This is a genomic window from Rossellomorea sp. ABR4_004 (assembly GCF_056159585.1).
This window is the reverse complement of sequence record NZ_JBSWVM010000001.1, coordinates 362,465-376,069: the sequence shown is the minus strand read 5'-3', so window position 1 is coordinate 376,069 and position 13,605 is coordinate 362,465. Positions and strand designations below refer to the sequence as shown.

General features: G+C 40.7%; 14 protein-coding genes. 9 read left to right on the top strand and 5 right to left on the bottom strand.

Going from position 1 to position 13,605, the window contains the following annotated elements:
* Window positions 1-181 precede the first annotated feature (181 nt).
* Complete coding sequence (locus ACXAF2_RS02090; RefSeq protein ID WP_475137167.1) at window positions 182-955, top strand: SDR family oxidoreductase; 774 nt, start codon at window positions 182-184, stop codon at window positions 953-955.
* 60 nt (window positions 956-1,015) lie between these two features.
* On the opposite strand, the gene ACXAF2_RS02085 is transcribed toward ACXAF2_RS02090, so the two are convergent.
* Window positions 1,016-2,383 carry an MATE family efflux transporter gene (locus ACXAF2_RS02085; RefSeq protein WP_475137166.1) on the bottom strand — a complete coding sequence of 456 codons (1,368 nt, stop codon included), beginning with the start codon at window positions 2,381-2,383 and terminating at the stop codon, window positions 1,016-1,018.
* 156 nt (window positions 2,384-2,539) lie between these two features.
* Between ACXAF2_RS02085 and ACXAF2_RS02080 the strand changes: the two genes are divergently transcribed.
* The 6 genes from ACXAF2_RS02080 (at window position 2,540) to ACXAF2_RS02055 (ending at window position 8,063) form a co-directional block, all read left to right on the top strand.
* Complete coding sequence (locus ACXAF2_RS02080) at window positions 2,540-3,307, top strand: carotenoid biosynthesis protein (RefSeq protein WP_475137165.1); 768 nt, start codon at window positions 2,540-2,542, stop codon at window positions 3,305-3,307.
* Entirely contained in the window at window positions 3,304-4,023 is a 720-nt protein-coding gene (locus tag ACXAF2_RS02075; protein ID WP_475137164.1) for a lysophospholipid acyltransferase family protein, read from the top strand. The genes ACXAF2_RS02080 and ACXAF2_RS02075 overlap by 4 nt, the downstream gene beginning before the upstream one ends.
* A gap of 7 nt (window positions 4,024-4,030) precedes the next feature.
* Window positions 4,031-5,125 carry a glycosyltransferase family 2 protein gene (locus tag ACXAF2_RS02070; RefSeq protein ID WP_475137163.1) on the top strand — a complete coding sequence of 365 codons (1,095 nt, stop codon included), beginning with the start codon at window positions 4,031-4,033 and terminating at the stop codon, window positions 5,123-5,125.
* Window positions 5,122-6,597 (top strand): phytoene desaturase family protein, encoded by a 1,476-nt coding sequence (locus ACXAF2_RS02065; protein ID WP_475137162.1) that lies wholly within the window; start codon window positions 5,122-5,124, stop codon window positions 6,595-6,597. The genes ACXAF2_RS02070 and ACXAF2_RS02065 overlap by 4 nt, the downstream gene beginning before the upstream one ends.
* A 185-nt stretch (window positions 6,598-6,782) precedes the next feature.
* Window positions 6,783-7,853, top strand: a complete 1,071-nt coding sequence (locus ACXAF2_RS02060; protein ID WP_475137161.1) for an undecaprenyldiphospho-muramoylpentapeptide beta-N-acetylglucosaminyltransferase — start codon at window positions 6,783-6,785, stop codon at window positions 7,851-7,853.
* 60 nt (window positions 7,854-7,913) lie between these two features.
* A complete protein-coding gene (locus tag ACXAF2_RS02055) occupies window positions 7,914-8,063 on the top strand; it encodes a DUF2639 domain-containing protein (RefSeq protein WP_475137160.1) in 150 nt (49 codons plus the stop codon).
* 199 nt (window positions 8,064-8,262) lie between these two features.
* On the opposite strand, the gene ACXAF2_RS02050 is transcribed toward ACXAF2_RS02055, so the two are convergent.
* From ACXAF2_RS02050 to ACXAF2_RS02035, 4 genes are all read right to left on the bottom strand, one after another.
* Window positions 8,263-8,820, bottom strand: a complete 558-nt coding sequence (locus ACXAF2_RS02050; protein ID WP_475137159.1) for a GNAT family N-acetyltransferase — start codon at window positions 8,818-8,820, stop codon at window positions 8,263-8,265.
* Between the two features lie 281 nt (window positions 8,821-9,101).
* Complete coding sequence (locus ACXAF2_RS02045) at window positions 9,102-10,232, bottom strand: amidohydrolase (RefSeq protein ID WP_475137158.1); 1,131 nt, start codon at window positions 10,230-10,232, stop codon at window positions 9,102-9,104.
* Window positions 10,233-10,295: 63 nt separating this feature from the next.
* Entirely contained in the window at window positions 10,296-10,895 is a 600-nt protein-coding gene (gene uptA / locus ACXAF2_RS02040) for an undecaprenyl phosphate transporter UptA (protein WP_475137157.1), read from the bottom strand.
* Between the two features lie 10 nt (window positions 10,896-10,905).
* The gene (locus tag ACXAF2_RS02035; RefSeq protein WP_475137156.1) at window positions 10,906-11,685 is read right to left on the bottom strand and encodes an undecaprenyl-diphosphate phosphatase; all 780 of its coding nucleotides are present in this window, start codon (window positions 11,683-11,685) and stop codon (window positions 10,906-10,908) included.
* Window positions 11,686-11,928: 243 nt separating this feature from the next.
* Here ACXAF2_RS02035 and ACXAF2_RS02030 point away from each other — a divergent pair, with 243 nt between their 5' ends.
* A complete protein-coding gene (locus tag ACXAF2_RS02030; protein ID WP_475137155.1) occupies window positions 11,929-12,252 on the top strand; it encodes a DUF4870 domain-containing protein in 324 nt (107 codons plus the stop codon).
* 160 nt (window positions 12,253-12,412) lie between these two features.
* Entirely contained in the window at window positions 12,413-13,405 is a 993-nt protein-coding gene (locus ACXAF2_RS02025; protein WP_475137154.1) for a helix-turn-helix transcriptional regulator, read from the top strand.
* Window positions 13,406-13,605: the final 200 nt, after the last annotated feature.

Genomic DNA, 13,605 nt, shown 5'->3' with positions numbered 1-13,605 from the left:
AGGTTGTTTTTTTATGTGTGAAAGGATGTAGCATGTTTAGGTTAGTCTTCTCTCAGCCAATGAAAATATGCAAGAAATAATACTCTTTTCAATTATGAAGGCATTATTTAAGAGCTTACATTTGCAATTCGACATAATCATTCTTACTATTGAAGTATAACGAGTACGTGGAGTGAGCTTGATGAAAGAAAAAGTTGTACTTATAACGGGAGGGTCGAAGGGAATCGGCCGGCGAACGGTAGAGGAATTTTCGAAACAAGGGTATACCGTTATTATTAATTACAGGAAAAACGATCCATTTGTTAAGGAACTTGTTTCCCGCTTGAAGGAAAAATTTAATAATCAAATAATAGGGATCAAAGGTGATATTTCTGTACCGGAAGAATGTGAACGAATGGTAACGGAGATATGGAATGAAGTGGAAAGTATCGATATCTTAATTCATAATGCAGGTCCTTACGTGAAAGAGCGGAAGTCATTTGCTGATTATTCCCCGGAAGAATGGAATTACATAGTAAATGGAAATTTAAATAGCGTTTTTTATTTATCCAGGCTGATCATTCCCAGAATGCGTGAAAAGAATTGGGGAAGAATCATTACGTTTGGTTATGATCGAGTTGAAACAGCACCAGGTTGGATCTATCGTTCCGCGTTTGCGGCAGCAAAAGCAGGACTCGCTTCCTTTACGAAAACGATATCAATAGAAGAAGCTCGTAATGGAATAACAGCCAATATGATCTGTCCTGGAGATATCGTAGGCGAATGGAAAGAAGAGGAGATCAATAAAGCTAAAGAATATCATGATCCTGGCACACCGGTCGGACGACCAGGGACAGGGGAAGACCTTTCGAGGGTCATTTCTTTTCTTTGTAAAGAAGAATCTGATTTTATTACCGGCTCCATCATTCCTGTTACAGGGGGCAAGGATGTGCTGGGAAAGGTATTTCGTCAGTGAATGAAAGAATAGACACGGCAGAAAAAGAATCTGCCGTGTCTATTGATTTCATTTATGGGTTTAATCATTTTTAATGCTATATTGTTTTCGATACTTTTTTTGTATGAATAATAGCCTGGCTGACAATGTTATGGCACCTGCCGTTAATCCGGATGTCAGACCGAGCCAAAATCCGTATGGACCAAAATCAGTATGGTTTGCCAGGAGATAACCCAGAGGTAATCCTATTACCCAATAGGATATGAGTGCCATCAGAAAGGTGATATTAACATCCTTGTATCCTCTGAGTGCCCCTTGGACCGGAGCCTGAATGGCATCTGATAGCTGAAAGAATACGGCATACAATAAGAAATGAGCCGTTAATTCCAATACATAAGCATCATCTGAATAAAGGTGCGAGATTTCTGAACGGAACACGAGCAAGATCACGCCATATATGATTGCCAATAGCAATGCAAAGCTTACCCCCATCCAGCTGTAGATTTTTGCATCCCGGAGCCTTTTCGCCCCTACCTCAAACCCAACAACGATAGTTAATGCCATGGATATACTCAGAGGGATCATATAGAGAAAGGATGCAAAATTGATCGCTGCCTGATGAGCTGCAATAACAACGGTGTCATAGTTGCTCATTAACAAAGTAACGGCAGAAAAAATGCTTACTTCAAAGAAAATCGATAAACCGATGGGCACACCGATTTGAAAGAGCTCTTTCCACTTAAGTAGGTTTGGCTTATAAAGGGTTTTAAAGACCAAGAATTGATTAAAAGGACTTTTCGTATGCACGACCCAAAAGGCAATGAGAGTGATGACCCAATAGGTGATGGCTGATGCATAACCCGCACCAACTCCTCCTAATGCAGGGAAACCTAGTTTTCCGAAAATCAGAATATAATTAAATACCACATTGATCGGAAGAGAAAGCAATGTAATAAACATGGTGACCCTTGTCATCCCTAAAGCATCAATAAACGATCTCAGAACATTGTAGATGAACAATGGAATCATTCCAAACGAAAGTCCGATAAGGTAATCCTTGGCTACAGTACGGACCTGTGTTTCTATGTTCATTCCATTCAGAATTGGATTAAGAACGAATGCACCGACAATCATCACGAAAAGTGATAGAGCAATGGCAGCATATACGCCTTGAAGCACAGTGTGAGGAACCTCTTTCTTATTTCCTCCTCCTATTAATTGAGCGACGATTGGGGTGACCGCGAGAAGGATGCCACTTAACCCTGTAAATACCGGTACCCAAAGGGAGGAACCGATGGCGACACCTGCCAGGTCAATGGGTGAATACTTCCCTGACATGATTGTGTCAAAGAAATTCATCGCAAACATACCAAGCTGGGTGACCAGAATGGGAATGAGAATAAGGGAAAGTTGTTTGATTTTATCTTTAATCGTGTGTGTTTCTCTCATAGAATGAGCTCCTTTACTAAACGTCCCTTGAACAAATGATAAATTCACTATCATACTGTATCATATTTTCAAGTGATAGAGAGTCAAATATGCATTTTATCGTATCACTCATATATAATGGGTGTTGAAAAGATTAACTCGTCAGGGAGGCAGAGAATGATTAAACAATGGCAGGACTGGATTTGGATTGTGTTTTTAATATGGTACGGAGTGGGGATCATTCTCGTTTCTCTTGATTGGCTTCCTCCATCCCTGCAATGGGCGAATGCCGTTTTTTTATATTTGGCCGGTTTTTTGGCTATTCTTTATGCTATGAAGAAATTCGGAGGACAAATCGGGGGCATCATCGCGTTGGGTATTATGCTGCTTACGATTTTCGCGGAGTCTTTAGGCGTTCATTATGGTCTGATATTCGGTTCTTATCATTATGAGAAAGACTTTGGCTTTCAACTGGTTGGTGTACCAATCACCATAGGCTTTGCCTGGGTCATGGTGATATTCACGAGTATGGCACACTATGAATTTCTGCTATATCAAAGAAAGACTGTAATGGGAGCGTTTATCTATAGCACAGTTACGTCCATGTTAGCGGTGACGATGGACCTGATTATTGATCCCGTAGCCTTTAAAGGCCGCGAGTATTGGGTATGGGATGAGGATGGGATGTATTATGACATTCCAACTCAAAATTTCTTAGGCTGGTTTTTTGTTTCTTTCTTCATACAATTTTTCCTTTACTATTGGATAAAACACGAGGGAGTTTCTTCACATTGGAGCTCGAGGATGAGACGGTTGTATTTCCTCGTGATCTTTATGTTTATCGTGACAGCGATCGTAGAAGGCCTGTGGCTCGCTGTATGGGTTACGTTGGCATTTTACGGTGTGTCACTCTTACTTAGAAAACGATTGGAGAAGGTAGTATGATCGAACCGAAGAAAAGTCCGGGATTTCAACGCATCTTGGCCAACTACCTTACTTTTCAGTTGAAAAAACAATTTTATCGTGTATGGATCGATGACCAGAGGGAGGGAACGAAATCACCTTCCGGACACTTGATACTCGCGAATCACTCGAGCTGGTGGGACGGGTTGATGGTCTTTTACTTAAATCATTATGTTATAAGAGAAGACAGCTATGCGATGATGAGTCAGAAAGGGATGGAGGATTATTCTTTTTTTCGTAAAATCGGAGCATTCTCTGTGAACCCTGATTCACCCAAAGACCTAGTCTCTTCTTTAAAGTTTGCTGAAAAATGCCTGCAACAGAAAAAAACCGTCTGGATCTTTCCACAAGGGAAGGAAGAGCATCTTGAGATGAGACCTCTTTCATTTATGAATGGACCGGGCTTTTTAATTGAACGTAACCCAGGGATAAAGGTTACGATGGTCACGTTTTATTACACATTTCGTCATGATCAAAGACCTGAATTATTCATCCGGATCTGTGAAGAGAATGGAGATCATAAAAATCAATCAAGAAAAGAGCTTACAGACAGTATAAGGACGATTATGGAAATAAGGCTCGATTCTCTAAAAACCGATATCATTCAAGAAGACCTGTCAAGTTTTCAATTATTACTCAAAGGATTTCCTACGAATAGTGAATGGTTGAGTTTCTGGAAAAGAAGGAAGCAGAGGTGAATAGACAATGAATTATTATATTCTCATCACGCTCATATTTGTTTTGGTCACATTCATCAATCTCCTCTTTTTACCGAAGCTTTCCAGTAAGTTATCTTCTAATGAACTTGTTTCTGTCCTGGTTCCAATGAGAAATGAAGAAAGAAATGTGAGAGGATTAATTGCAAATATAAAAAAGATTACCCATTCACATGTTGAATTTATCATTTTAGATGATGGCTCGACGGATCGTACGCGAGAGCTTCTATCTCAACTTACGACAGGGGATTCTCGTTTCAAGGTTGTCAATGGGAAGCCTCTCCCAAAAGGCTGGGTAGGAAAGGTCCATGCATGCAAGGAGCTTAGCAGACATGCAGGCGGAACGTATTATTTATTCCTTGATGCTGATGTACGGGTGTCCCCGTCGATCATTGAAAAAGTATTGTTCCAGATGAAACACTATAACGCAGGGCTTGTGACGGGATTTCCACAATTCCCCATTCCTACTTTACTCAGTAAGATGCTGGTTCCGTTTCAACACTTCCTTGTATATTTTCATTTACCCATTGCAGTTGCCAATCATACGACGAATAAAGCATTTACGGCTGCACACGGGGCTTTTATGTTTTTTAAAAAGGAAGCGTATGAAGACTGCGGGGGGCATGAAGCGGTGAAATCCTCTTTATTAGAAGATGTGCATATTGCGAGGAAAGTGAAAGAAAAGGGTTGGAAGGTAACAATCGTTAACAATACATATGACGTGACTTGTCATTTGTATGATACCAATAGGGAAGTATGGGAGGGTTTCTTGAAAAATATTTATATAGGATTAGGGAGAAATCCAATTTCCGTTTTTATGCTTTCCCTTTTTTACTTTGTATTTTACATATTGCCCCTTCCTCTGTTCCTATATGGATTAATAGCAGGGGAAGGGAGCTATTGTGTTCCGTTGGTTGCGATATGGGTACAAACCCTCATGATTGATATTGCATCCAATCAATCCAGATGGCATTTTCTTTTCATGCCGGTTGCTTCTATAAGCTTTATCATCATTATGTGGGCTTCGATGCTGAGAGGAATGAAGAAACAGGGATACGCTTGGAAGGGGAGGACCTATTCATGAAGGATATCGTCATTATCGGAGGAGGACTAGGGGGATTGTCCGCCGGAATTTCTCTCCAAAGCAAAGGTTACAATGTAACGATCATAGAAGAGAACCCTCATCCGGGAGGGAAAATGATGCCTGTTGAAATGGATGGATATTCCTTTGATTTTGGTCCGAATACCATTACCATGCCTGAAGTGTTTCAATCGGTGATCAATGATGCAGGAGGAGAATCTTCTCATTATTTTCAGTTTGAAAGGCTTGTAAAACATACGAAAAATGTCTTTCACAATGGGAGAATTCTATATCAATCAGCGGACCCGGAGGAAATGATTGCGGAACTTGAAAAGCTGGATCCGTACGGGGCATTTCATTACAAAGAGTACTTAAGGGAAGTGAAAAAGTTATATACATTAGCCGAGCGGGGGTTTTTCTACCGGGTTTTCGGTTCATGGAGGGATTATCTTTCCCCGCAGCTATCCTATAGCTTTATGAAGGTCCGTCCCTTTGAAAAGATGGATCATTTTCATCGAAGGTTCTTTCAGGATGAGGATGTGTTGAAGGTGTTCAATCGATATGCAACATATATTGGATCATCACCGTACGCGTGTCCTGCGACCTTTTCGTTGATCGGCCACCTCGAGATGACAGAAGGGGTGTATTATACGAATGGTGGAAACACTGAGATAGCTAAGGGTTTCTACCAATTCTTTAAAGAACAGGGGGGGACTTTCCACCTGGGAAAAAGAATTAAAGAGATTGTAGTCAAGGACAAGAGAGCAGTGGGTGTTATAACTGAAGAAGGAGATAAAATCTCTGCTTATGATGTGATTGTGAATGGAGATTTTATCACGGCTACGAAGAATCTTATTGAAGAGAAAGATAGACCAAGCCATCCTGATAGGAAATTGGATTCCTATGAACCTTCCATTTCCGCATTTGTCATTCTGGCAGGGTTACGGACCTATCAGGATTCCGTTCATCATCATCAAGTGTATTTCACGGAAGATTATCAACAGGAGTTCTCGGAGATTTTTATTAAGCAAGAGCTGCCAAGTGATCCTACGATTTATATAAGTCATTCAGCTGCCACAGATCCCCGTATTACAAAAGGAAGTAATTTGTTCATCCTTGTGAATGCTCCAGCCGCTCCGTTATCCCACGAGCAAGCAGATGCGTATAAGGAGAAGATCTATCAGAAATTAGAAGCAAAAGGTCTACCTATACGTGAATCATTAGAAGTAGAGAGAGTATATACTCCGAATACGATCAAACAAAAATTCTCCGCCTATAGAGGCTCTCTATATGGCCTTGCTTCCCACCGGATGACTGAAGCGTTCCTTCGCCCTTCCAACATCAGCAAGGACATCGAGCACCTCTTCTATGTCGGAGGTACGACTCATCCGGGCGGTGGTTCCCCGATGGTCACAATAAGCGGAAGAAATGTAGCGAACTACATACTGAAGCGAGATAAAAAAGCACTGTTTTAGGAAGTCTTTACGACATCCTCCTATGGGTTTTTCGCGAGAGATTCAAAAGGGTTCCTATTGATCATGACAGGAGGAACCCTTTTCTTTTGTCAAATTTTCGTAGTTCTATACCACCTGCATTTTTGGTAAAGTGTATAATGATGAATGAGAAAGATAATAGAAAATCGAGTTAGGAGTTTATACATATGAGTAAACGTATTTTATTTACAGGTGGTGGATCAGCAGGTCACGTTACGGTAAACACGGCACTGATCCCACACTTTGAAAAAGAAGGCTGGGAGATTACGTATATTGGATCTGAAGACGGAATCGAAAAGGAAATCATAACAGAACAGTTTCCTCATATTCCGTACGAAAGTATTTCAAGCGGAAAGCTCAGACGATATTTTTCATGGAAAAACTTTTCAGATCCATTCCGGGTGATGAAGGGCGTGTTCGATGCACTAGCTGTCATTCGAAAGGCGAAACCAGACATCATCTTTTCAAAAGGTGGATTTGTTTCTGTTCCCGTCGTCATGGCTGCCAAGTTTGCAAAGATTCCAGTTGCGATTCATGAATCGGATGTAACACCGGGACTCGCGAACAAATTAGCGGTTCCATTCGCGACCAAAATCTTCACCACTTTTCCTGAAACAGTTCAATCACTTCCAAGTGATAAATCATTATGTGCAGGATCGATAATACGTGAAGAGTTGTTTACTGGAGATGCAAGGGAAGGAAAACGATTAACTGGGTATTATGAAGATAAGCCTGTATTGATGATTATGGGTGGGAGTCTTGGTGCCAGAAAAATTAACGAAGCGGTAAGAGGGAATCTGGATGATCTGATATCCCATTTTCAAATCATACACATATGCGGTAAAGGGAATATCGATGAATCCTATACCCAGAAAGGCTATCGACAATATGAATTCATAAAAGGTGAGCTTCCTCACTATTTAGCGATGACAGACTATGTGATTTCGCGTGCGGGATCTAATTCGATCTTTGAATTTCTTGCGTTGAAAAAACCAATGTTACTTATCCCCCTTTCAAGGGAAGCGAGCCGGGGAGATCAGATCCTTAACGCTAACAGCTTCGTAAAGCATGGATATGCATTAAAGATCGAAGAAGAAGAGTTGACCGAAACGAGCTTCCTCGTGAAAGTCAAGGAGTTAAAAGAAAATCGAGATACCTATATCCACAACATGGAAAAAGGTCAAAAAGCTTATACCATACAAGACATGTATGAGGAACTTTCATCTATGTCCCGATAAAAAGTCATTGTACTCTCCTTTAAGCATATAGTATATAAATGGTTGAAGGGGAGAGGTACAATGGCTTATCAATTTTCAAAAGGGTGGTACCTTCAAGAGCTTAAAAAGGCGGGAATCACTTATCATCCGCTGGAAAAAAGAAAATTGGAGAATTACAAAACCTATGTCGTTAGAAATTTGTATTTCGAGAAAGTAGCGAAAAAAAAATAAAATAGGGAGCTGCCTGTAGTTAGTGCCTATCTTTGGAAAGATCAGATGTCAACTATCAGCAGTTCCTTTTTTGTGTGAGCTACAATGATTTTTTTGAGATAATATCATTCGTTTTCCCGCTGAATCTGTGTGAGGATAAGTTTTCTATATTGTTTTAAACAAAAACCCGATTTCCTCATATGGAAATCGGGTTTTTATCCTAAGCTTCCAAAGCTTGCTCTTCGTCTTGGGATTGTTGATGCTGATAAAGATAAAGAGTGTATAAATCTTTAGGGATTTCATATAAATCATATACCTCTTCTTGAGCATTTAATTGTTCGTAAAGAGATTTCCTTGTTTCATTCGCTTTTAATACATATGGAAGTTTTTCTGCTGCTTTTTGGGAGCGTGTATTCACTTTGCGGATTCTCATGAAGATGGTTTCCATACCCAGTTCAAAGAAAAGCTCAGCGAAGAAGGCGTCTTTGGCGGGTTGGTTGTATCCTTTTCCATGATAGGGCTTACCGATCCAGGTTCCCAGGAATCCAGCATTTTCTTGAATATCAAATAAGTTTATCGTTCCGATCGGGCTGCCCCATTCGTCCAAAATTGTTCGTGAAATGAGTTCTCCACGTTCCTCAGCTTCAATCGTTTGTTTCGTTAAGAATAGGAGTTCCTCATAGGATTGAGCTTTTTGACGGACAAAAGGGAAGACATCCGGGTGCACCATCAGGTCATAGAGCTCATGACACTCATGTAATTCACGTTTCTTGATCATAGTAGACCCTCCTTGAGGGCAGTCTACTTGCGTACGATCCCACCCTCGAAATTTTTAAATGGTAACTAAAAAATTTCGGGGTGGGAATCGAACCCACTAAGACCAGTCAAGAAACTGGTGGCGCACCTTTTGCCTTCCCTTCATTACAATACTCTATATAAAAATAAATCTCGTTAGAACAATGTAATCGGAAATATATTATCCTTTTGTATCATATACGAAATATCTCAAAAAGGAAATAGGTAAAATGCTAATTTTTGATGAAAATTTTTAACAAATTTCTACACGTTTTGATAAGCGATTTCTCCATTCACCATCGTAATGATGGGCTTTGCCATAAAATGAAATGGGTGGTGGCTCCAAAGGACTAAATCGGCGTCCTTGTTCACCTCAATACTACCTATCCGGTCAGATACACCAAGGTTTCTGGCGGGCAGGATGGTGATGCCTTCAAGAGCTTTTTGTTCTGCCAATCCTTCACGAACAGCGATAGCCGCACACATATTCAAGTATTGAATGGGAGTGTAAGGGTGGTCTGTCGTGATCGATACTTCGACACCAGCTTCCGTCAGTTTTTGATACGTGATCCAGCTTTTGTTTTTCAGCTCTACTTTCGATCTTCTCGTAAAGGTTGGCCCTACTGAAACCTTTACATTCTTTCCATGAAATTCTTCGGAAATAAGATGACCTTCAGTACAATGCTCAATACGAAAATCCAAATTGAATTCCTCGGCAAATCGGACGGCAGACAAGATATCATCTGCACGGTGAGCATGTATCCGAACAGGGATTTCACGTTTTAATGCAGATACTAAAGGTGCAACCCTGAGATCTTCAGGTTGATCACAATATTTAGCTGAGAAAAATGCTTCTCTAAGCATACCCATTATGCCCATTCTTGTTATGGAATCATTGTTGCCGGTGCTGTGGATCCGCTTCGGGTTTTCCCCCAGGGCGATTTTCAATCCGGAGGTTTCTTTAATAAGCATCGTACGAATCGTTGAGCCATATGTTTTGATCACAGAAGTCGTGCCACCAATGACATTTGCACTCCCCGGCATGACATTCACCGTTGTAACACCATACTTCAGAGCATCTTTAAAACCGGGATCCAATGGATAAACGCCATCAAACGCACGGATATGAGGGGTCATGGGCTCGATGGTTTCATTGGCATCATTACCTGCCCACCCTGTACCTTCGTCGTATAATCCAAGGTGGGTATGGGAATCGATGAAACCGGGAAAAAGAAATTTCCCCTGGCAATCATACACTGCAGCCTCAAGGGATGATTCAACGCTATGTGAGTATATCTGTTTGATCTTTCCGTCTTTTATGAGTACAGAGCCGTTTTGAATGGGCTTTGATGTGATGGGGTATATGGTTGCGTTCTTTAATAGTATAGAATTCATAGGTATTCCTTTCGTAGGTCTTTATTCCTTCTTATTTTAAACAATTTCATGGAAAAAAAGAAGTTAATCCTTCCTTTTATTTCTCCAATAGGAAAAAAATAGATAGATAAATGTTCCAATAACTGCAATGAAACTCAAAGGCTTAATATAGCGTACTCCGATTACTTCAATGTGCTCCCAGTGAGTACCGAGCTCCATCCCGATGACCATAAACAATAATGTCCAGGGAAGCATGGCTGCAAAGGTATAAAGACTAAAAGTAGAAAGAGGCATCCGGGTGATGCCAGCCGGAATACTGATGGCGTGACGGACAATCGGAATAAATCGAGCGGTGAAAATGACGATGGTACCATGCTTCTCAAACCACGTTTCAGCAGCCGTCAAATGCTTTTGCTGAATAAGTAGATACTTTCCATATTTCTCGAAGAAGGGGCGGCCACCATAGTAGCCAAGCCAATAGAGAAATAGTTGTGCAAGTGTGCCCCCGATAACACCGCTAAGGAACGCTCCAATGAAGGAGAGTTTACCGGCATTCACCATAAAGCCTGCATAGCTTAATACAAGCTCGCTTGGAATCACTTCTATCATGAGTGCAAGTGCGATTCCTGCGTAACCCAAATCAGTTAATTGTGTCAGGATTTGTACAATCGATTCATGGTTCATCGTGTTCCTCCTACATAATCCCAGAGTATTGAAGAAAGAGAATCAAGAGCCCCAGAGTCCACACATAGTAGGAGAAAATTTTAAGGGAGTGCTTTTTCAAAAAATTAACCATCGTAAGGATGGCGAAGTATCCGAATACTGCGGCACTTACTGTTCCGATGGCTAAACTTGAAAATGAAACCGCCTCAACAGTTCCTCCAATCATTTCCTTTCCTTGAAGCACGATCCCTCCGAGTATGGCAGGGGTAGAGAGAAGAAAAGAAAAATATGCCGCGGTTTCCCTGTCCAGTTTTCTGAATAAACCTGCCGCAATGGTTAATCCTGACCTTGATAATGCCGGGAAGATGGCTGCTGCTTGAAAGCTCCCGATCACCAATGCATCTGTGTAAGAAAGATCATCCAGTTTTTTATAGCCATTTTTCACTCCATCGGCAAAATACATAATACATCCCGTTGCAAGAAACTCCCATCCGATGGTGGAACCAGACTTTGAGATTGAGTCGAAGAAATCTTCGAACAAAAACCCAACGATTACAGCCGGGATGGTCCCAATGATGAGAATCCACGATAATTTACTAAAGGGGTGCCTCAGCATATAGAGAAGTTCCTTCTGATACACAACGAGAACAGCGATCAATGTTCCGATATGAAGCATCGTATCCAAGAAAAGTCCAGCTTCCTCCAAGCCAAAGCTAAGCCTACCGAGATATAGGTGACCTGTGCTTGAGATTGGAAGGAACTCTGTTAAACCTTGTATGATTCCCAGAATAAAGGCTTCAAATTTATTCAAATCCACCACTACCTTTCTGCAAGTCCACTAAGGACAAACTCCTCTTTTTAACATATATTCCACCCTTTCAAGTTTCATGAGGACTGTACTGAAGTTTGATGAATTTCTCTTCAAGGGTTCGTAAAAAAAATACATGATTGGATGAAACTTTCTGACTGAATGCACGTAAATATAGAGGAGGATAGAATCAAACTTTCTGTTTACTCTAATTTAAGGTGAGCAGTGAAAAGGAGGAATTTCAATATGCCGACAAAAGATGAAAGAATGATGGCTGCTCTTATTTATATATTAAGCTTCTTCACAGCATTCATTGGACCATTGATCATCTGGCTTATTAAAAAGGATGAATCAGAGTTCGTGGACTTTCATGGGAAGGAATACTTCAACTTTCTCATTTCATATGCCGTTTATGGATTGGTAAGCACCATTTTGATGGTGGTGCTGATTGGATTTGTTCTGGCTCCTGTCGTGGGGGTCCTGGCCTTGATCTTTACGATATTGGGAGCGATCAGAGCCTATGAGGGAGAATATTATAGAATTCCAACGGTCTTTCGATTACTTAAGTAGCAGCTGGGAACCCATGAGCATTCATGGGTTCTTTTTTTCTGATGCATTAAAAAGCATTTTAGAATTAAACTGTTGACAAAAATATCGGAATATTGATAGTTTTATAAAAATGTCTTTCCGTTTAGATAGAAAGGTTTGTCCCTGAAAGGAGCATGTCAATATGACGAGGGTGGATAATAAAGAGAGAGTGCTTAGGTTGATGGGTATTTTGAGTGAAGAGACGGATGAGGATCATGAGTTGAGTTTGGATGATATTATTCTGCGTTTTAAGCAGATGTTTGGCCCTGATGTGAAATTGAATAAGAATTCATTAAAAGATGACCTTGAGCATCTCATCAGAAATAATTTCGATGTTACCATAAACCAGGAAAAAGAAGGGTTGCCTAAATATTATAGTCATCAATATCGCTTGTTCGAGCTATATGAACTTCGTATGCTCATCGATGCAGTCGTTTCTGCCAAATTTATATCAAAGAAGGAAACGAGGCAGTTGACTGGAAAAATAAAACGGCTCACAAGTCTTCATCAAGGGAAAAAGCTGCATAATGAAATTCAAATCGATTCCTCCATTAAAAGTGAAAGTCCCTATATTCGCCTCGCTATCCATGATATTCACGAAGCAATAGCAGAACGTAGAATGATTACGTTCCAATACGGCCGTTACGATGTGAAGAAACAGTTTAACTTAAGCCATGAAGGAAAGCTTTATAAAGTGAAGCCCTATGCCCTCGCTTGGGCAAATGATTTCTACTATCTCATTGCCTATTATTTTGAAGCAGACGAAATCCGCCACTACCGTGTGGATCGATTAAGGAATGTAGAACCCATTTCTGAAACCTTTCCATACGAAGCCTTTGATGTATCTAAGTATGTACAATCAACCTTTCATATGTTTGCAGGTGATGAAGAATGGATTAAGGTTTCATTTAAAAACCACCTCATCAATGTGATTATCGATAAGTTCGGAAAGGATGTAGACATTCAAGGAGATGGTGAAGACCATTTTATTCTAACAACAAAAGCCCGTATCAGTAATGGACTAGTAAACTGGATTTTAAATTTTGGCAGTGGGGCGAGAGTCATATCTCCTCCTTCTCTAGTGGACACCGTTAAAACGGAAGTGAGTAAGCTCTATTCCTTATATCATCAGTAATGAAGCACTGAACCCCATTGCATGGGGCTCAGTGCTTTTTATTTTCAGAAACTTATTTACGCTCTTTTCTCAAAGATTGTTGTTTTTAACATGAATTCTGCAAGGCTCTGTCAATTAGTGTGTGCTGGATGGTGAGGGGAACTGCTCCGCTTGCAGCTAGCGTTCGGCCGAGCCTCCTCAGCTTAGCCGAACGGGGTCTC